Raw genomic sequence first — 18,373 nt, forward strand, 5'->3', positions numbered from 1 at the left:
ACGATTACTGCATTGAGGTGACCATTACGCGTGTAATAGTTTCCGTTGTCAGTTATTCATCGCGATGGAATGTTAATGAAAAGTATTATTGGTTACCGCCGGTAAATTAATATCTGGATTTTGGTTTTTTCTGCGATTTACCTAAGAACATCTTAATAATTTCAATGAGAATTAACTTATTCGGATTAAGTCGCGTATTTTTCAGAAATTTCACCACTTTTTATATGGTATTCTCTTTTGTTCAAGGAGTGAACGAAAGGAAAAATAATGCTTTACCGCTATGCCGTTTTCTCCAGAAAACACAACACGTTTCATATTCTTCTGCTGTTTACCATTTTACTAATAAGTTTCGTCCATTTGAGCGTGCTGCTGGAAACCGATAACACATGGCTACTGTGGCCGATGATGATTTATCTGCCTGTTTTTTTGCTTTGGCGAAAGGTCTCAGTGTTACGAAGCAGGATCGCTGATTAATGTGCTGGTGGAGTTCCCTACATGAGTGAAAATACAATATCTAAACCAACCTCTGAACCGAAAGTCCTGCAGCCCGTATTACGGAAAGTCGATCTTAACCTGCTGACTATTTTCGATACCGTTATGCAAGAGCAAAGCTTAACCAAGGCGGCACAAACGCTCGGCATGTCCCAGCCAGCGGTGAGCAGCGCGGTATCGCGCCTCAAGGTGCTGTTTAAGGATGAACTGTTTGTCCGTAACGGTCGTGGGATTAAACCGACCGATCGCGCCTTTCAGCTATTCGGCTCGGTTCGACGCGCTCTGCAGCTGGTGCAAAATGAGCTACCGGATACGCTGTTCGATCCGCTGGACTGCGAACGTATTTACCATCTTTGCGTCTGTAGCCCGCTGGATAACTATCTGACACCGCTTATTTTTAACAAAGTGAGCGAGATTGCGCCTCGGGTCAGTCTCTCCTTTAAATCTACCCTAAGCCAGCAGGTCATCAACCAGCTTCGCTATCAGGAAGTTGAATTTGTTCTCGATTACAACAAGTTCAACCACCCGGAGTTCACCAGCATCCCGCTGTTCAACGATCGCATGGTGCTGGTGGCCAGGCGGAATCATCCGCGTATTGCATCGCCGTTGACCGAGCAGGATATATATCGCGAGCAGCACGCTACCGTCGCGCTGGATCGCTACGGCTCATTCAGCCATCCCTGGTATAGCTCTGAGGAACAGCAGGCCTGCGTCGCATTCCACGGAAACGCCATGGTCAGCGTGCTGAGCGTGGTGTCGCAAACCAATATGGTGGCCATCGCGCCTGAGTGGCTGGCCAAAGAGTTTGAAGAACAGTTTGCGCTCCAGCTGCTGCCGCTGCCTTTAGAAATGAACAGTCGCACCTGCTATCTTTCATGGCATGAAACGGCGGCCCAGGAGAGGAGCCACCGCTGGATGGCGGAATTGCTGATTAACATTTGCCAGCGTTAATGCTATTGCAAAAAATGCCTGGTGGCACGCCAGGTATTTTATGACTCCTTAATCAATCCTGGAACAGAGAAATATAATCATATCTGATTTTTTCGCTTCCTGGCGGCATAATTATCTGACGAAATGCGCTATCTAAATATTATTCATCTTTAAAACTACATTTAAATATCTTTTTGCAGAAAATTTATCATTTCTCAGGCAGGGGCCACCGACGATTTCTATACTCTGATTATCCAACCGGGCGGCGACCTCAAGCAGAGGATGATGTTAATGGGCACAAAGATAACCATCGCCGTGGCGAGTGCTGCCCTGATGGCTGCGTCGACGGCCGCAGAGGCTGATGAAATCACTCTTTATTCGGTTAATACCGGCTCCTGGATCTATCATCTGTCAAACAATCACGGCCAGTACACCGAGGGCTTTGATAACCAGTTTGTCTCGGTTGAACGCAAGTTCTCCGCGGATTCGAAGTACAGCCTGCTGGTCGGGACGATGAAAAACAGCTTTGACGATCGCTGTATTGCGCTCGGGGTACGCCGCGACTGGGCGTCGTTGGGCAACGGCTGGGTATTTAAGGGGATTTATGGCTACGTCGGCGAATTTTTCTTCGATGCTTTTGAGGACTGCGGCGACCATGGCTCATATAAGGATTTTAAAGATGCGACCGGCATTGGATTTTCTCCCTATATTTACCATGGTCTCCAGTATAACTTTACCGATTATTTCGGCATCGAAAGCGGAATTATTCTCCCGGCCGTTTTTGTCATCAGCGTGCAGTGGAGTTTTCGTTAATACTGCATACAACATTCGCCAGACGCGATGTTTTTCATGTATCGCGATAACGCCTTTACTTCATAAGATTATTGCTTGAGGCAATGGAGCCTGTTAAATCGTACTTATTCGTCATTAACCCTCGGTGCCCCCGCTGGCTTATGATTGATTGTATTACGGGCAGGTCACTGGCCAACGCCGCCGGACTATAAATCAATGCACAAATTCGCTGATCGGCTGCGCGAGCAGCACAGGGCTATCTGCTGCGCGCTGGCGGATTTCTCTGCCTCCGACTGCACGGTATCGCGGTGGTCGACGATGCCTTCAATAACCGGCGTCAGGCAGGCGCCGCAAATCCCCATTTCGCAGGAGAGGGGGACGGCGATGCCGTTCTCCTGGAGGACCTGAGCGATGGTTTTATGCGCGGGTACCGGCCAGCGTTCGCCCGAGGAGGCAAGGATCACGTTAAAGGTGTTTTCCTCTGCGCACGCCGCTGGCGTAGCGACAGGCTGAAAGGCTTCGCTGTGGATCCGCGCTTCCGCCCATCCCTGCGCCAGGGCGGCCCGGTGCGCGGCGGCCATAAATCCTGCCGGCCCGCAGAGATATATCGGCTGCCCGGCATGCGCACTATTCAGCGCCGCATCCAGGTTTTGCCTGGCGCTGCGCCCTTCGCTTGAACAGTGAATTACCACGCTTTCGGCGCTAAATCGCTGTTGCAGTTCGCGGATAAACGCCCCGCGCGCGCGGCTCTTAAGATAGTAGTGCAGGGTAAACGGTACGCCTTCTGCCTCCAGCCTTAGCGCCATGGCATACAGCGGCGTAATCCCGATGCCGGCGGCCAGCAGCGTCACCCGCTCCGCCGCCTGCAGAGGGAACAGATTGCGCGGAGGGGAAATCAACAGCGTCTGGCCGGGGCGCAGCTGCTGATGAATGTAGCGCGAGCCGCCGCGGGATGCGCTGTCGAGGGCCACGCAAATCAGATATCCGTCAGCGACGCTATCAGGGCCGGTCAGCGAATACTGGCGGATAATGCCGCACGGCAGATGAACGTCAATATGCGCGCCGGGCTGCCAGGCAGGGAGCGTCTGACCCTCCGGCGCCACCAGCCTGACGGCGAGGCTCTGGCTTCCCTGACGCCAGAGGCCGTCGACAATGACCTGTAATACCTCATTCATAGTGCTGCTCCACTTACACGAGGAAAAAATCGCCGAAGCCCATTTTCTTCAGCCCGCGCCGATAGGCGATGGAGCTGCGGTCGGCAGGAATATGCGCTTCCAGCGTTAAATCCAGCGGCAATCTTTCCGGGCGCTGGGTCTCTACCATCATGCGGTCTTCCTCAAAGACGCGCAGGTTAAAGGCGTGGACGTCTTCCACCGGTACGTGCAGATCGAAATTGCGCGCGATGGGCGCGAACATACGGGTAATGCGCGAGGATACCGGCGAGGCGGCGTTCATAATCACCAGCCTGGCGTCCCCCGGAAAATGAATCGTCAGGGTGGCGGTAAACGGCAAATGCATTTCAAAATGGCGCAGCCACTGGAAGCCTTCCGGCGCGCGAAATTCGGTGCTGGCGGGATAGTTGCCGACTGAACTCCAGTAATCGGCGATAAACCCAAACGCCGTTTCCTGCGGGTTGTAGTCCGGCACCACCTGGTTATTGGGGTCGGCGAAAGTCCCGGTATGGATCCAGGCAAAATGGGCAACATCAAGAAATCCCTCGACCTGGCGACCCGCAAAACCGTTGACCTCAAAAGCCGGACAGTTGATTTGCTGAAAGCCATCGTCGTGCCAGTGCGGCATCACCGGCAGCGGCATCGGGTCTTGCGGATCGAAGGCCAGGCAGGTCCAGATCAGGCCATAACGTTCTTCTACCGCAAAGCTGGTGAGGTTGAGTTTCGCCGGTACCGGCTGGTCGGGGCTGGAAGGGATACGGTTGCAGCGGCCATCCTCACCGAAGCGCAGGCCGTGGTACGGGCAGACAATCCCCTCTTCATCGTGAAAACCGAGCGTCAGTGGTACGCCGCGATGGGGGCAGACGTCGCGTGCAACGACCACCTGGCCCTTAATACGATAGATGACCAGCTGTTCATCAAGCAGGGTGGCTTTCACCGGGGCGGGGCCAATATCGCAGGCGCGGGCAACCGGGTGCCAGCATTTTGCCAGGCGCAGCCAGTCCTCTGGCGCAAAGGTGCAGTGGGCGGGTGGGGTAGGTTGTGGTCTGTTCATGGCTTCTCTTCCTGCTCACAAAAATATTTGTTTAATTGTTGTGAGTTTATTGTTGCCATATTAGGGTGTTGACATCCATCAGCAAGAATTCATTCAGCTGTTGTAAAAAAGAGAACAGGTCCACGATGAGCCCATTTTCACGTTTCGCTATCTATTTTACCGAAGTGGCGCGCAGCGGTAGCCTGCGGCGGGCCGGGGAGAAACTGCATATTTCCGCTTCGGCTATCAACCGGCAAATTCTGCAGGCGGAAGAGGATTTCGGCACGCCGCTGTTTGAGCGTCTGCCGGAGGGGCTACGCATGACCACCGCCGGCGAGCTGCTGTACGACAATCTGCTGCGCTGGCAAAAGGAGTTTCAGCTGACGCGGCAAAAGTTTGATGAGCTGCAGGGGCTTAAACGCGGCTCCGTCAGCCTCGGCATGGTGCAGGCGCTGGCGGAAGGGAGCTTTGCCGCCGCGCTGGCGGACATTATCAGCAGCTGGCCATGGCTGGAACTGGATCTGCAGGTGGCGGATAGTCATAGCGTCAGCAAGAAGGTACGGCAGGCGGATCTCGATTTCGGTCTGATTCTCGATCCCGAAGGTCAGGCGGGGCTTAGCGTGCTGGCTTTTGCCGAACTGGAGATGGGGGTGGTGATGTGTCCGGATCATCCTCGGGCGCAGGCTAAAATGCTGTCTTTGGGCGAGCTAAGCGAGGAGCGGCATATTCTTCCCGGCGCGCCGCTGATCGTCCACGAGCGGGTCGCGATGCTCTATCGCCATTATGATTTTTCCCCGACGAACAGCATCAGCTGCAACGATATTCGGTTGATTAAGTCGCTGGTGCTTAAAGGCGGCGGCGTGACCCTCCTCAGCCGTCTGGACGTGCTGGAGGAGATCGCGCTCGGCCAGCTGGCATTTGTCCCGCTGCGCAACCGTCTGCTGCGGCCGCTTACCCTGGCCCTGTGCGCCGCGCCATCGCGCCAGCTTTCACGTCCGGCGCAGATGGCGATCCAGAAGCTGACCGCGGTGATGGAGGCGATACAGGGCGGGACAGCGGCTTCCCTCCCGTCTGCGTAAACTGCCCGGCCTGCAATTCTCTGCGGCCTGCTTCCCCGGTGGCGTTGCTGTATGACCGGGCTACGGGTTCCCCGGCATCTGCGATCCGGTAGCCCGGCTAAGGCGTTTACGCCGCGAGCCGGGAAGGGGGCTGATGCCGGGATCTTTACCCCAGCGGGCCGCCCTGAATGGTTTCGCACAGGCCGTTGATAATTCGCTCTCCGGTTTCGGATTTCAGCTCCTGATACCAGGCTTCCGTCAGCGCCATATCTTTACCGTGGGTCACATCGCAGCGCTTACGCGCCTTCAGCACCAGGTCGCGCACCCGGTCGCAGCGCTGCGCTTCGTACTGACGCAAAACCCCGCTGATATCGCGGCTCTGGCTAAACAACTCCCCCAGCACCACCGCATCCTCCAGCGCCGCGCAGCCCCCCTGGCCGATATCCGGGGTGGTGCTGTGTCCGGCATCGCCCAGTAGCGCAACTCTGCCGCGAACCAGCTTGGCGAACGGTTCAATATCGTGGATTTCAATACGGTTGGTGGTCTGCGGGTCGAGGGCGGCGATCAGCTTCTGCACCTGCGGCGCCCAGCCGCTGAAATAGCGGCTGAGATCCGCCCGCAGGGTGCTGCGGTCCTCGGCCAGCCCCGCCGGGAGCGGGACATCAAAGAAAAAGTAAAATCGCCCCCCGGAAACCGGCATCAGCGAAACGCGTTTCCCTTCTCCGACGAAGGTCGTCCACTGATTGCCGGGCGCAATCGCTTCATCAATATCGACCAGACCGTTCCAGTTAACGTAGCCCGCGTAGCGGCGTTCCGGCGTATAGCCGAGCACGTGCGGGCGTAGCGCCGAATGGCTGCCGTCGGCGGCAATCAGAAAATCGCCCTCCGCCATCGATCCGTCGGTAAACCAGACCCGAACGCCGTCGGCGTTTTCTTCGCAGCGGGTAACGCGTTTACCAAACTGCACTGCCTCCCGTCCCCAGAATTTGAGCATTTCGCGCTGCAATTCGGCGCGGGAAACCGGGCAGGGGCGTCCGCCGGTGCGCGCAATCAGCGGAGCGAGGCTAAATTGAGTCAGCGTCTCTCCCCGCAGATACTCCTTGTAGGCCAGAAAATGCATCGGTCCGCCGTAGTTTTCGATAATATTGCCCATGCCTAAATGCTTCATGCACTTGACGCCGTTAGGCCAGATGGAGATGGCCGCGCCCACCGGCTTGATTTCTTTCACCGCTTCAAACACTTCACAGTGGATACCGGCATTTTTTAATGCCACCGCCGCGCTCAGGCCGCCGATTCCGCCGCCGATAACTAATGCTTTCATTTCCTTCTCCTTTACATACGTCGTTATTGGCTTGAGCAATTTGCGTACCACTTTGGCGCAGGCGCTGATTTCGCCGATTCGGGCTCCCCGCTACCGTGCGGTTGCACAACGTTGGTGCGCACAGCGGCTTTTATTGCCTTTTTATGAATCAATAATTTCTAAATTTTCAATTGAGAATCTAATGTTTCATAGGCGCGCCGAGGTCATATAGCGGGAACGTCGCGAAAAAGATGTGTTATCTGTTTGAAAAAAATGAATAAAATTAAATGTTGCTCAGATGTGAGTGAGTTTGGCCTGTTTTGTGCACCCGTTCCCGCACGCTTATTCGCAACGGGATGAAACGATCATGTCAGATGAAAAAAACGGCGGCTTACTGTACGACCTTGAGCAGCGGATCCCGCCGCTCCCGGCCTTTTTTAGCGCCTTACAGCACGTACTCGCCGGGCTGGTAGGCATTATTACGCCGCCGCTGATTATCGGCGCGGCGCTGGGGCTGGGGGAGTGGCTGCCCTATTTGATCAGCATGTCCCTGCTGGCTTCCGGCATCGGCACTTTCCTGCAATCCAACCGCCTGTGGGGGATCGGCGCGGGCATGATCTGTATGCAGGGAACCAGCTTTGCGTTCCTCGGGGTGGCGATTGCCGGCGGTATGTGGGTAAAAGGGCAGGGCGGCACGCCGCAGGATATTATGGCCATGCTGTTTGGCGTCAACTTTGTCGCCGCGCTGGTGCCCTGCCTCGTCAGCCGCTTTATTGAACCGCTGAAGCGTATTTTTACCCCGGTGATTACCGGCAGCGTGATTGCGCTGATCGGCATTAGCCTGATCAAAGTCAGCGTGATTAACTGGTGCGGCGGTGAGCAGGCTAAAGCCTTTGCCAGCACGAGCAATATTGCCCTCGGCGCGGTTACGCTGGGGACCATCGTTCTGCTGAGCTGCGCGAAAAACCGCTGGCTACGCCTCTCGTCGGTGGTGGTGGGGATGGCCGTCGGCTGCGCGGCGGCGGCGCTGAGCGGCTCGTTCCAGCTTAAAGGCGTCGGCGATGTCTGGTTTCGCTTACCGCAGCTGTTCCCGTTTGGTTTCCAGTTCAACAGCGCCATTTTTTTGCCGATTGCCCTGGTGTCGCTGGTGTGCATTCTTGAGGCGGTGGGCGACCTGACGGCCAACTGTCTCATCTCTCAGCAGTCGATTGATGACGAAGCCTTCCGTTCACGGCTGAAAGGCGGCATTCTGGCTGATGGCATCAGCTGCATGGTGGCGGCGATGCTGTGCGCGTTCCCCAATACGACCTTTGCGCAAAACAACGGCGTGATTCAGATGACCGGCGTCGCCAGCCGCTACGTTGGCCGCTACATCGGGGTGATTTTGATTCTGCTGGGTTTGTTTCCGCCGTTCGGCGAGATACTGCGCCAGATCCCGGCGCCGGTGCTGGGCGGCGCGACGATGGTGATGTTTGGCTGCGTTGTGGCGGCGGGGATCCGCATTATCACCCAGAAACCGCTGACCCGCCGCGATATGCTGATCGTCGGTCTGGCCTTTGGTTTTGGTCTCGGCATTGAAGCGGTCCCGGCGTTTCTGACCCACTTCCCGCCGATCGTCGGCAACCTGTTCGGTTCCGCAGCGACCAGCGGCGGGCTGGTGGCGATTGTCCTGAATCTGATTATCCCGGAAGAGAAACCGGCCGCGGCGGCGGCCACAAGGAGTACTGATGATCGCGCTGAATCACTTTAATCAGCTGAGCGGCGAACAGGCCGTCGCCGTGCTGGAACCCTGCGTGGCCGTCTCTGGCTGGGCGGCGACGCTGGCAGCCGGTCGGCCATGGCGCAGCCGCGCGGAACTGCTGGACGCCGCCCAGCGGCTGATGGCAGGTTGGGGGGAAGCGGAGCTGGCTGAGGCGCTGAACGCCCATCCGCGTATCGGCGAAAAGCCCACCGGGCAGCAGGCCCATGCGGCGCTCTCCCGCCAGGAGCAGGGGAGCGTTGATGACCGTGATGCTGCGCTGGCGCAGGCGCTGAAAGAGGGTAACGCCCGCTACGAGGCGCGGTTTGGCCGGGTCTTTTTGATTCGCGCCAAAGGGCGCAGCGGGGAGGAAATCCTGGCGGCGCTGTCGCGTCGGCTGCACAACAGCGATAGCGCAGAAGTACGGGACGCGTTAGCCCAGCTAGGCGAAATTACCTTGTTAAGACTGAAAGGAGCGATTGGCGAATGAGCACCTTAAGCACCCATATTCTCGATATTTCCACCGGCCGACCGGCGCAGGGCGTAAAAATTACGCTGGAGTGCGAAGGCGCGCAGGTTGCCTGCGGCGTCACCGATGATAACGGCCGCATTGGCGAATTCGGTGCCGGGCCGCTGGCGCCAGGACATTACCGGTTAAGCGCGGAAATTGGCGCGTGGTTTGCCGCCGGCGGGCGCGAGACGCTCTACCTGAGTGCGCAGATTGATTTCGTCATCCGCGAGGAGGCGGATGAGCACTATCATTTACCGTTTTTAATTGCCCCCGGCGGCTGGTCCACCTATCGCGGCAGCTAAATGGCCCCGGCGGCGCTACGCCTGGCAGGGCTACAGGTTCTGAATTTCCCCGGAGGCGGCGCTGCGCGCCTGTCCGGGCTACAAGTTCGGCACTGCCTGTGGTCTGGCAGCCCGGACAGGCACAACGTGCCGCCTCCGGGAAAGGGACTACTCCGCAGCCGCATCTCCCCATACGCGCTCGCCGTTCACCCACGTCTCGCTGATATTACGCTCATCGCCCAGGGTCATCAGGACGAACAGCTGCTCATAGATATCCTTGCAGCGCCCGCCGCGTAACCTTTGCAGCGGCGTGACCGCCGGGTCGATAACCACAAAGTCAGCCTCTTTACCGGGCTGGAAATTACCAATCTTCTCATCAAGGCGCAGGGCGCGCGCGCCGCCGAGGGTCGCATGGTAAAACGCTTCGCTGGCGCGCAGACGATAGCTTTGCAGCTGGCTGACCTTATACGCCTCGCCGAGGGTGCGCAGCATACTGAAGGTGGTGCCCGCGCCAACATCGCTACCGATACCCATCCGCACCTTGTTCTGCCAACAGGCCGGTAAACGAAACAGCCCGCTGCCGAGGAACAGGTTTGACGTCGGGCAGAAGGCCAGCGCCGAGCCGGTATCGTGCAGGCACTGCCACTCCGCATCCGCCAGATGAATACCGTGGGCAAATACGCTGCGCTCGCCGGTCAGTCGATAGTGATGATAAACATCCAGATAGTATTCATGCTCCGGCCAGAGGCTTTTAACCCACGCCACTTCATTGAGGTTTTCGCTCAGGTGGGTATGCAGCCAGGTATCGGGAAACTCTTCCCGGAGCTGCTGCACGGCCGCCAGCAGCTCCGGCGTTGAGGTCGGCGCGAAGCGCGGCGTAATGGCGTATCCCAGACGGCCGCGCTGGTGCCAGCGCTGAATCAGTTCGCGGGTTTGCCGGTAGCTCTGCTCCGCGCTTTCGCTCAGATACTCGGGCGCGTGGCGGTCCATCATCACTTTCCCGGCGATCAGGCGCATATTGAGGCGCAGCGCTTCGTTAAACAGGGCATCCACCGATTCAGGGTGCAACGTACAAAAGACCAGCGCGGTGGTGGTGCCGTGGCTCAGCAGCTGGTTGACAAAAAATTGCGCGATCTCCGCGGCGTAGTCGGCATCGGCAAACTGGCTCTCCACCGGAAAGGTATAGGTGGTGAGCCACTCCAGCAGCTGCTCGCCAAATGCGCCGATCATCTCGGTTTGCGGATAGTGGACGTGGGCATCGACAAAGCCCGGCAGCAGCAGCTTACCGCGCAGGTCGCGATAGCCCTTCTGCGGGTGCAGAAAGCGTTCGCCCTCCTGCCACGGCAGCAGCGCCTGAATGCGTCCGTCGCGAAGAAACAGCACGCCATCCTCCAGATAGCGCGCCTGGCGGGCGATATCGTCGGCGCTCTCGGCAACCTCGGAGATATCGAAAAATGCGCCGCGAACCGCGGCATGGTAGTCAAACATCATAGCTGCCCTGTGGGTAAGCAAGAGGATAGGTGGATAGAGCAAGATTAATGCCAGGTTATGCGGGCGGAAAGTCGCCGCGACGTCACGCCGCGGCGGGGATGCAGGGTTACTCTTTCTGGGCGAGAGGGCTGAAACCGGCGGTGGCGCCGACGCGTTCGTCGCGGGCGATCCAGCGATAGGCCGCGCCGCTCAGGAAGACGCCGATAAACCAGCTAAAGTTAGCCACTTCGTGCAGGGCCGGAATAAAGCTGATGATCAGGCCAATGGCGACGGAGGGCACCAGCGCGGCGATCGCTTTCGGGTTAAAGCCGTTGCGGTACCAGTACTGGCCCCTGGGCGTGTCGTCAAACAGGTCGTTAACGGAAACCTGCCCGCGCTTAATGAAGTAAAAATCCACGATCAGGATGCCGAACAGCGGGCCGATAAACGCCCCCAGCACGTCGAGGGTGTAGTGGATCAGCTCCGGCGAGTTAAACAGGTTCCACGGCGTCAGCAGAATAGACCCTACGGCGGCAATCATCCCGCCGGTGCGGAAGCTGATTTTCTGCGGCGAACAGTTAGAGAAATCGAAGGCCGGAGAGACAAAGTTGGCCACGATATTAATCCCGATGGTGGCGGTGATCATGGTCAGCAGGCCAATGGCGACCGCCAGGTCGTTGCCTACGCGGCTCACGGTCTCAATCGGGTCGGTGATCATGCGGCCAAACAGCGACTGCGTGCCGGAGACAATCACCACGGTCACGATGGAGAACAGCAGGAAGTTAAACGGCAGGCCCCAGCGGTTGCCGCGGCGGATCTCGCCCATGCTTTTGCCATAGCGCGAGAAATCGCCAAAGTTGAGCAGCGGGCCGGAGAAGTAGGAGACCACCAGCGCGGTGGCGGTGATCATCTGCCAGGTCTGCTCCCCGGCACTCAGCGATTTGCTGGCGAGGGTAAAGGAGATCCCGTCAAAACCGGTTTTGTATACAATCCATCCCGCCAGCGCCAGCATCACCACGTAGACCGCCGGGCCGGCGATATCGATAAAGCGCTTGATGGCGTTCATCCCGTGCCAGAACACCATCGCCTGCAGCAGCCACATGGTGGCGAAGCAGAGCCAGCCCAGATACGACAGGCCCAGGAAGCTGGATGCGGTGAGGGACGACAGCGACGGCCAGAACTTCAGCAGCACCAGCATCAGCGCGTTAGCGGCGAGATAAGTCTGAATACCGTACCACGCGAAGGCGATAAGCCCGCGGATCACCGCCGGGATATTAGCCCCAAAGACGCCGAACGCCTGACGACAGATCACCGCGTAGGGCACCCCCGCCATCTGGCTGGGCTTTGCCACCAGGTTAGCGCACAGCTGAACGATACAAATCCCCACCAGCAGGCACAGCAGCACCTGCCAGCTCGCAAGACCAAGCGTAAAGAAGCTCGCCGCCACCACGTAGCCTCCCATGCTGTGCACGTCCGACATCCAGAAAGAAAAGATGTTGTACCAGCTCCAGTTCTGGTCGCGCGTCGGCGCCAGATCCTCATTGCAAAGCCGTGGGCTGTATCCAGCGTGGGGATCAGCGGCCTTAACCTGATGCATCGCTTGTGTATTTGGCATGAAACCTGCTCCTGTAAATGAACACCCGTTGAAATGGATTGCTGGTGTCGTTGCAGGATTTGGGCCAAATAGTTAATTTTGTATACAAGAAATTAGTTTTATGTATACGATTCGGTGTCAAAAAGTAAAATTTGGAGTGGTTAATGAACAACCAACAACGGCTGCAGGCCGCGCCAGAGCTGCATGACAAAGACGAGTCCATCTTTCAGGCGCTGATGACCGCTATCGTCGAGCATCAGCTACCGCCGGGCAGCAAACTGCCGGAGGAGGCGCTGGCGGAGGTGTTTGGCGTGAGCCGTACCGGGATCAGAAAAGTGCTGCAGCGACTCGCAACCGTGCAAATGGCCATCCTGACGCCCAAACGTGGTGCACAGGTCGCCAGCCCGACGGTTGAAGAGGCGCAGGCGATCTTCCGTACCCGCGCGCTATTGGAAGTGGCCAACCTGCCGGATGTGCTGGCCCGCTGTCAGCCGCCGCACCTGGCGGCGCTGGAAGCCATCACCCGCCAGGAACAGCTGGCCCACGAAAGCCATGACGGCCCGGCGGCGATTCGCTATTCCGCCGAGTTTCATATTCAGCTGCAGGCGATCTCCGGCAATCAGGTGCTCACTGAGATGGTGACCCGCCTGAGCCAGCGCTCTTCATTAGTTATCGCGGCGTGGGGATCGCCGTGGCGGCAGGGCTGCCGCTGCGACGATCACGAACGGCTGATCCAGCTGCTGCGCGATAAAACGCTGCAGCCCCTGAGCGACGCCTTAAGCCACCATTTTGAACATATTGTCGCCAGTCTCTGCTTTGAGCGTTCTGGCGTGACCCTGCCTGATTTTGCCCGGCTGTTTGCCGGCTATAAGGAGCCGTAATGGCCGCCGTTTGTATACAAGTCATCAATCCCAACACCAGCCTGGCCATGACGGAAAGCATCGGCGCCGCCGCGCGGGCGGTTGCCGCGCCGGGAACCGAGATTCTGGCGGTCTGCCCCGGCGAAGGGGTGCCGTCGATAGAGGGCCACTTTGATGAAGCCATCGCCGCTGTCGGCGTGCTCGAGCAAATTAAGGCCGGTCGCCAGCAGGGCGTTGATGGTCATGTCATCGCCTGCTTTGGCGACCCCGGGCTGCTGGCGGCGCGCGAGCTGGCGCAGGGGCCGGTGGTAGGGATTGCCGAAGCGGCGATGCATATGGCGACGCTGGTGGCCACCCGTTTCTCCATCGTGACCACGCTGCCGCGCACCCTGATTATCGCCCGCCACCTGCTGCACCAGTACGGTTTCCATCACCATTGCGCCGCCCTGCACGCCATTGATTTACCGGTGCTGGCGCTGGAGGACGGTAGTGGTCTGGCGCAGGAGAAGGTGCGCGCGCGCTGTATTCAGGCGCTAAAGGAGGACGGCTGCGGGGCTATCGTACTGGGATGCGGCGGGATGGCGACGCTGGCTCAGGAGCTGACCCGCGAGCTGCGCGTACCGGTAATCGATGGCGTCAGCGCGGCGGTCAAAATGGTTGAGTCGCTGGTGGCGTTAGGCCTGTCGACCAGCAAGCAGGGCGATTTAGCCTTTCCGGAAAGCAAGGCGTTGAGCGGCAAATTTCAGGCATTAACCCCGTTTTAAATGAAAGAGGTGGCAGATGGCATTTTTGGCAGAAGATTACCCGCGCGACCTGCGCGGCTACGGCGGACAGCCGCCGCACGCGCGGTGGCCGAACAACGCGCGCATCGCCGTGCAGTTTGTGCTGAACTATGAAGAGGGCTCGGAAAACCACGTGCTGCACGGCGATGCCGGTTCTGAACAGTTTCTGTCCGATATTATCGGCGCCGCCAGCTATCCTGACCGGCATATGTCGATGGATTCGCTGTATGAGTACGGCAGCCGCGCCGGCTTCTGGCGCATCCATAATGAGTTCAGCAAACGGGGATTGCCGTTGACCGTGTTCGGCGTCGCGATGGCGCTGGCGCGGCATCCCGAGGTGGTTGAGGCGATTAAGAGGGCGAACTATGACGTGGTCAGTCACGGTTGGCGCTGGATCCATTACCAGAATATGCCTATCGAGCAGGAGCGGGAGCATCTTCAGAAAGCCGTGCAGGTATTAACCGACCTGTTTGGCAAACCGCCCACCGGCTGGTATACCGGGCGCGACAGCCCCCATACCCGCCAACTGGTGGTGGAGCACGGCGGTTTTGATTACGACAGCGACTATTATGGCGACGACCTGCCGTTCTGGAGCGAAGTGGCCTGTAGCGACGGTTCGCGTAGGCCGCACCTGATCGTGCCTTATACCCTCGACGCTAACGATATGCGCTTCGCCACTGCCCAGGGGTTCAATACCGCCGAGCAGTTTTATACCTATTTAAAAGACAGCTTCGATGTGCTGTACGCGGAGGGGGCCAGCGCGCCGAAGATGATGTCCATCGGTATGCACTGTCGCCTGCTGGGGCGCCCGGGCCGCTTCCGGGCGCTGCAGCGCTTCCTTGATTATGTGCAGCAGCACGACCTGGTTTGGGTCTGTACCCGTCAGCAGATTGCCGACCACTGGCGCGACGTTCATCCGTTCAGGGGGTAAAGTCGTTCCCCGGGTAAGCGCAGCGCAACCCGGGAGCATAGCGCAGAGTGGCATCATTTCCCGGAGGCGATGCTGCACATCTGTCCGGGCTACTGGATCGCAGACGTTTGCGGACCCGTAGCCCGGGTAAGCGCAGCGCAACCCGGGGGATACCGGGAAATGCGCAGGGCTTAACTCATCAAACTGACCTGAGCGGCGACGATGCGCCAGCCAAAGGGGAAGCGTACCCAGGTCTGCTGCTGGCGACCGATGCGCTCGCTGCCTGCGCGGGTGAATTCGGTGCTACACACCGCGTAATCCTCGCCAAAGGTGGTGATGATGGTATGCCGCAGCTCGCGCTGCAAACCCGCTGCCGGACGGGCGGCGCGAAAGGCGCGGATTTCATCGATGCCGTAAAGATTTTCCCCGGCCCCCAGCCGCACCGTGCGCTTATCGTGCCAGAACAGCTCATCCAGCACCGCGATGTCGTTGCTTACCAGCGCTTCCTCATAGCGGTAAAACGCCGCCGTCACCTCGGCGAGAACCAACGGGCGATTAATCTGTTCTGGGCTCATCATGCGGCGATCTCCACCGGGCGGGCGTTGGTGATGCCCATCTCTTCCAGCGCCCGCGCCGCGCGCAGACAGGCTTGTTCATTAAAGGGCGCGGCAATCAGCTGCAGGCCAATCGGCTGACCGTTCGCCGTGCGCAGCGGCACCGTGACGACCGGCAGGCCAAGGAAGGAGATGGGCTGGGTCAGCATCCCCATGCTGGCGCGAATCGGCAGCGACTGGCCGTTGATCTCCATGGTCTGCGCGCCGATGAGCGTCGCGCTGCACGGCGTGGCCGGGGCGATTAGCACATCGGCATGAGCGAACAGGCCTTTGAACGCCTGCTGCGCATAACGGCGAAAGCGCTGAGCCTGGAGATACCAGGCGGAGGGGATCATCGCGCCGGCCAGCAGCCGCTCGCGGGAGTTCGGCTCAAAACGTTCGGGCTGGCTCCGCAGCGCGGGCAGGTACTGGTTACCGCCCTCGGCGGCGCTGATAATAAACGCCGCCGAGCGGGCCAGTTCGGCCTCCGGGAATATCAGCTCCTCATGCGCCTCAAGGGCGTGGGCAACGCTGGCAACCGCCGCACGGGCATCGTCATCGCACCATGTCGTAAAATAGCCGCCGAGCGCGGCGCAGCGCAGGCCATCGAGACCACGCGGTAGCAGATTAGCCGTACGCTCGCTGGCTTTATCGGCCTGAAAACCATCGCTCGGATCGCGCCCCTGCAGCGCATCGTAAACTGCCGCAAGATCGCCGACGCTGCGGGCAAAAGGACCGATATGGTCAAGGCTGGCGACAAAGGGATGACTGCCGGAGCGCGACAGGCGGCCAAAAGTGGGCTTAAGGCCAAAGATCCCGCATAGCGAGGCCGGGACGCGAATGGAGCCGTTGGTATCGCTGCCCAGCGAGAAATTCACCAGCCCGGCGGCCACTGCGGCTGCCGACCCGCCCGAGGAGCCGCCGGCGATCCGCGAAAGATCGTGCGGGTTATGCGTCGCCCCGTAGTGGCTGTTTTCCGTGGTAAAACCGTAGGCGTAGGCATCCATATTTAGCATGCCGGATAATAATGCGCCCGCGCTGTGCAGCTGGCGCACCGCCCAGCTGTCGGCTACGGCGGCAGGGCGATCGCTCAACAGCTGCGCCCCGGCAAGGGTGGTATGGCCGGCGACATCGAACAGATTTTTCACCGCGTAGGGAACGCCTGCCAGTGCGGGCAGGGGCTTTTTTTCCCGTCGCAGGGTGTCGATATTCTCCGCCTCAGCGAGCATGCGCTTTCCGCTGACGTGGGTCCAGGCGTTGATCTGCGGGTTAACGCGAGCGATATTCTCCAGGGTGTGGCGGGCAATCTCTTTGGCGCTGAGTTCGCCGGTGGCCAGCGCGCGCTGGATTTCGTGAATGGTCATTTCAGGCAGCTTCATGCTTTATAGACTCCGGCGATTTCGACGCGCTCGTCGAGGGGAAAGGCCATCAACGACCCGGCCATGGCGGCAATGCGGCTAAACTGCACTCTGAGTTCTGCGCGCCGCGTATCGTCCAGCTCCAGCGCCAGCAGCTGTTCCATTTGCGAGAGCCAGGCGTCCCATTCGTTCTGCGATGTTGTCATTATCAGCTCCTAATATCCGGCGGCGGAGCCGTTGCTGCGCGGATCGCTGGCCCCCTCAAACAGGCCGTTGGGATGACGTACAATCGCCCCCGCATGGCCCATGGCTTCGCTGAAATCGGCCAGCACTTCAACCTCGTGCCCCAACTGACGCAGGCGGTCAACGCTTTCGGCGCTGAAGCGGCCCTCCAGCTTGAGCGAGTCGGAAGTCTGCCCCCAGGTGCGCCCCAGCAGCCAGCGCGGTCGGGTGATGCTTTCCTGCAGCGGCGCGTTTTGCATGACGTAGCGGGTGAAGATAGCGGCCTGGGTTTGCGGCTGGCCGTCGCCGCCCATGGAGCCGTAAACCATCACCCGGCCATCGTTCAGCTTTGCTGCGGCCGGGTTGAGGGTGTGAAACGGCTGTTTACCGGGCGCCAGCGCCAGCAGGTGGCTCGGGTCGAGGCTGAACGATGCCCCGCGGTTCTGCCAGACAATGCCGCTCTCCGGCAGCACCACGCCGCTGCCGAATTCGTGGTACAGGCTTTGGATAAAGGAGACCGCCAACCCGCTTTTATCGATCACCCCCATCCAGACGGTATCGCCCGGGCCTTTACCTGCGCCCCACGGAGCCGCCCGCTGGTCGTCGATGTTATCCGCCAGCGGCTGCAGCGCCGCCGGTGTCAGCAGGCTCTGAATATCAACATCAAGGTGGCGCGGATCGGTGATGTGCGCGTCGCGCAGGCCGAAGGCCAGCTTGGTCGCCTCCACAATACGGTGGACGGTCATCGCATCGTCGGCGTCGGCCATCGCCAGCCTGTCGGTGATGCCGAGGATCGCCAGCGAAACCAGCCCCTGAGTCGGCGGCGCGAGGTTCCACAGTTCGCCGTGTCGATGCGCCAGTCTGAGCGGCTGGGGGCGGCGAGCGCGATGCTGCTGCAGGTCGCTAAGGGTGACGGGCAGTCCGTATTTTTCCATCCCGCGGGCCAGCTGCTCCGCCAGCGGCCCGCGATAGAAGCTATCCAGGCCTTCTTCGGTTAATCGGCGCAGGGTGTTCGCCAGCGCCGGCTGCAGAAAGCGGCTCCCGGCCTTCGGCGGCTGGCCGTCCACCAGAAAGGTTTCAGCGAAGCCGGGCTGGTCGCACAGTTCACTGAATTTATCGGCGCTCGCGCTGGCCTGCGACGCGGTAACCGGGATACCGTTCGCGGCGTAGCCGATGGCATCTTCCAGCAGACGCGTGAGCGGCAGGGCCGCGCCGGTTAACTCGCGCGACACCTTAAGCGCTTCGTCCCAGCCGCTGACGGTGCCCGCCACGGTCAG

Annotated in this window: 17 protein-coding genes and 1 pseudogene; 9 read left to right on the forward strand and 9 right to left on the reverse strand. The window is 59.4% G+C overall.

Features of this window, described 5'->3' with window-relative positions; translation table 11 throughout:
* Positions 1 to 495: 495 nt before the first annotated feature.
* Together leuO and K2184_RS24870 are read left to right on the forward strand one after the other, a co-directional pair.
* A complete protein-coding gene (gene leuO, locus K2184_RS24865) occupies positions 496 to 1,443 on the forward strand; it encodes a transcriptional regulator LeuO (RefSeq protein WP_004112016.1) in 948 nt (315 codons plus the stop codon).
* Positions 1,444 to 1,755: 312 nt separating this feature from the next.
* On the forward strand, positions 1,756 to 2,235 hold the full coding sequence (locus tag K2184_RS24870) for a hypothetical protein (protein WP_163525784.1): 480 nt from the start codon (positions 1,756 to 1,758) through the stop codon (positions 2,233 to 2,235).
* A 185-nt stretch (positions 2,236 to 2,420) separates the two neighbouring features.
* Here K2184_RS24870 and K2184_RS24875 read toward each other — a convergent pair whose 3' ends face one another.
* Positions 2,421 to 3,389, reverse strand: coding sequence for a PDR/VanB family oxidoreductase (locus K2184_RS24875; RefSeq protein ID WP_016807371.1), 969 nt, complete (start codon positions 3,387 to 3,389; stop codon positions 2,421 to 2,423).
* A gap of 13 nt (positions 3,390 to 3,402) precedes the next feature.
* The gene (gene hpxD / locus K2184_RS24880) at positions 3,403 to 4,440 is read right to left on the reverse strand and encodes a molybdenum cofactor-independent xanthine hydroxylase subunit HpxD (protein ID WP_024273997.1); all 1,038 of its coding nucleotides are present in this window, start codon (positions 4,438 to 4,440) and stop codon (positions 3,403 to 3,405) included.
* Positions 4,441 to 4,565: 125 nt separating this feature from the next.
* On the opposite strand from hpxD, the gene hpxR reads away from it, so the two are divergent.
* On the forward strand, positions 4,566 to 5,498 hold the full coding sequence (gene hpxR, locus K2184_RS24885; RefSeq protein ID WP_163525775.1) for a LysR family hpxDE operon transcriptional regulator HpxR: 933 nt from the start codon (positions 4,566 to 4,568) through the stop codon (positions 5,496 to 5,498).
* 145 nt (positions 5,499 to 5,643) lie between these two features.
* Here hpxR and hpxO read toward each other — a convergent pair whose 3' ends face one another.
* A complete protein-coding gene (gene hpxO / locus K2184_RS24890) occupies positions 5,644 to 6,798 on the reverse strand; it encodes an FAD-dependent urate hydroxylase HpxO (protein ID WP_004112021.1) in 1,155 nt (384 codons plus the stop codon).
* Between the two features lie 346 nt (positions 6,799 to 7,144).
* On the opposite strand from hpxO, the gene K2184_RS24895 reads away from it, so the two are divergent.
* The 3 genes from K2184_RS24895 to uraH are packed head-to-tail and all read left to right on the forward strand — an operon-like array spanning position 7,145 to position 9,328.
* Positions 7,145 to 8,527, forward strand: a complete 1,383-nt coding sequence (locus K2184_RS24895) for a nucleobase:cation symporter-2 family protein (RefSeq protein WP_163525774.1) — start codon at positions 7,145 to 7,147, stop codon at positions 8,525 to 8,527.
* Positions 8,505 to 9,005 carry a 2-oxo-4-hydroxy-4-carboxy-5-ureidoimidazoline decarboxylase gene (gene uraD / locus K2184_RS24900; protein ID WP_004100882.1) on the forward strand — a complete coding sequence of 167 codons (501 nt, stop codon included), beginning with the start codon at positions 8,505 to 8,507 and terminating at the stop codon, positions 9,003 to 9,005. Before K2184_RS24895 ends, uraD begins: the two co-directional genes overlap by 23 nt.
* Positions 9,002 to 9,328, forward strand: a complete 327-nt coding sequence (gene uraH, locus K2184_RS24905) for a hydroxyisourate hydrolase (protein WP_016807373.1) — start codon at positions 9,002 to 9,004, stop codon at positions 9,326 to 9,328. The genes uraD and uraH overlap by 4 nt, the downstream gene beginning before the upstream one ends.
* Before the next feature lie 147 nt (positions 9,329 to 9,475).
* Here uraH and guaD read toward each other — a convergent pair whose 3' ends face one another.
* Together guaD and K2184_RS24915 are read right to left on the reverse strand one after the other, a co-directional pair.
* Positions 9,476 to 10,795 (reverse strand): guanine deaminase, encoded by a 1,320-nt coding sequence (guaD, locus tag K2184_RS24910; protein ID WP_163525783.1) that lies wholly within the window; start codon positions 10,793 to 10,795, stop codon positions 9,476 to 9,478.
* Between the two features lie 109 nt (positions 10,796 to 10,904).
* Positions 10,905 to 12,392, reverse strand: coding sequence for an NCS1 family nucleobase:cation symporter-1 (locus tag K2184_RS24915; RefSeq protein WP_049127876.1), 1,488 nt, complete (start codon positions 12,390 to 12,392; stop codon positions 10,905 to 10,907).
* A 143-nt stretch (positions 12,393 to 12,535) separates the two neighbouring features.
* Between K2184_RS24915 and K2184_RS24920 the strand changes: the two genes are divergently transcribed.
* The 3 genes and pseudogenes from K2184_RS24920 (at position 12,536) to puuE (ending at position 14,944) form a co-directional block, all read left to right on the forward strand.
* Positions 12,536 to 13,252 carry a GntR family transcriptional regulator gene (locus K2184_RS24920; protein ID WP_017146161.1) on the forward strand — a complete coding sequence of 239 codons (717 nt, stop codon included), beginning with the start codon at positions 12,536 to 12,538 and terminating at the stop codon, positions 13,250 to 13,252.
* A pseudogene (gene hpxA, locus K2184_RS24925) lies at positions 13,252 to 13,971 on the forward strand (allantoin racemase); the annotation flags it as partial. The gene K2184_RS24920 and the pseudogene hpxA, both read left to right, overlap by 1 nt.
* Before the next feature lie 40 nt (positions 13,972 to 14,011).
* On the forward strand, positions 14,012 to 14,944 hold the full coding sequence (puuE, locus tag K2184_RS24930) for an allantoinase PuuE (protein WP_163525773.1): 933 nt from the start codon (positions 14,012 to 14,014) through the stop codon (positions 14,942 to 14,944).
* A 170-nt stretch (positions 14,945 to 15,114) separates the two neighbouring features.
* Here puuE and hpxZ read toward each other — a convergent pair whose 3' ends face one another.
* The 4 genes from hpxZ to K2184_RS24950 all read right to left on the reverse strand — a co-directional run.
* Entirely contained in the window at positions 15,115 to 15,501 is a 387-nt protein-coding gene (hpxZ, locus tag K2184_RS24935) for an oxalurate catabolism protein HpxZ (protein WP_004100894.1), read from the reverse strand.
* On the reverse strand, positions 15,498 to 16,895 hold the full coding sequence (locus K2184_RS24940) for an AtzE family amidohydrolase (RefSeq protein ID WP_017146159.1): 1,398 nt from the start codon (positions 16,893 to 16,895) through the stop codon (positions 15,498 to 15,500). Before K2184_RS24940 ends, hpxZ begins: the two co-directional genes overlap by 4 nt.
* Positions 16,892 to 17,080, reverse strand: a complete 189-nt coding sequence (hpxX, locus tag K2184_RS24945) for an oxalurate catabolism protein HpxX (protein WP_142478256.1) — start codon at positions 17,078 to 17,080, stop codon at positions 16,892 to 16,894. Before hpxX ends, K2184_RS24940 begins: the two co-directional genes overlap by 4 nt.
* A gap of 9 nt (positions 17,081 to 17,089) precedes the next feature.
* A partial coding sequence (locus tag K2184_RS24950; RefSeq protein WP_439237795.1) for a gamma-glutamyltransferase family protein occupies positions 17,090 to 18,373 on the reverse strand: 1,284 nt, incomplete at its 5' end.

The organism is Klebsiella sp. K5-306 (assembly GCF_051835185.1).
GTDB classification, from domain to species: Bacteria; Pseudomonadota; Gammaproteobacteria; order Enterobacterales; family Enterobacteriaceae; genus Klebsiella; species Klebsiella oxytoca.

Coding starts and splice junctions, on each gene's coding strand:
- leuO (WP_004112016.1), top strand. CDS start 496: ATGAGTGAAAATACAATATCTAAACCAACCTCTGAACCGAAAGTCCTG.
- K2184_RS24870 (WP_163525784.1), top strand. CDS start 1,756: ATGGCTGCGTCGACGGCCGCAGAGGCTGATGAAATCACTCTTTATTCG.
- K2184_RS24875 (WP_016807371.1), bottom strand. CDS start 3,389: ATGAATGAGGTATTACAGGTCATTGTCGACGGCCTCTGGCGTCAGGGA.
- hpxD (WP_024273997.1), bottom strand. CDS start 4,440: ATGAACAGACCACAACCTACCCCACCCGCCCACTGCACCTTTGCGCCA.
- hpxR (WP_163525775.1), top strand. CDS start 4,566: ATGAGCCCATTTTCACGTTTCGCTATCTATTTTACCGAAGTGGCGCGC.
- hpxO (WP_004112021.1), bottom strand. CDS start 6,798: ATGAAAGCATTAGTTATCGGCGGCGGAATCGGCGGCCTGAGCGCGGCG.
- K2184_RS24895 (WP_163525774.1), top strand. CDS start 7,145: ATGTCAGATGAAAAAAACGGCGGCTTACTGTACGACCTTGAGCAGCGG.
- uraD (WP_004100882.1), top strand. CDS start 8,505: ATGATCGCGCTGAATCACTTTAATCAGCTGAGCGGCGAACAGGCCGTC.
- uraH (WP_016807373.1), top strand. CDS start 9,002: ATGAGCACCTTAAGCACCCATATTCTCGATATTTCCACCGGCCGACCG.
- guaD (WP_163525783.1), bottom strand. CDS start 10,795: ATGTTTGACTACCATGCCGCGGTTCGCGGCGCATTTTTCGATATCTCC.
- K2184_RS24915 (WP_049127876.1), bottom strand. CDS start 12,392: ATGCCAAATACACAAGCGATGCATCAGGTTAAGGCCGCTGATCCCCAC.
- K2184_RS24920 (WP_017146161.1), top strand. CDS start 12,536: ATGAACAACCAACAACGGCTGCAGGCCGCGCCAGAGCTGCATGACAAA.
- puuE (WP_163525773.1), top strand. CDS start 14,012: ATGGCATTTTTGGCAGAAGATTACCCGCGCGACCTGCGCGGCTACGGC.
- hpxZ (WP_004100894.1), bottom strand. CDS start 15,501: ATGATGAGCCCAGAACAGATTAATCGCCCGTTGGTTCTCGCCGAGGTG.
- K2184_RS24940 (WP_017146159.1), bottom strand. CDS start 16,895: ATGAAGCTGCCTGAAATGACCATTCACGAAATCCAGCGCGCGCTGGCC.
- hpxX (WP_142478256.1), bottom strand. CDS start 17,080: ATGACAACATCGCAGAACGAATGGGACGCCTGGCTCTCGCAAATGGAA.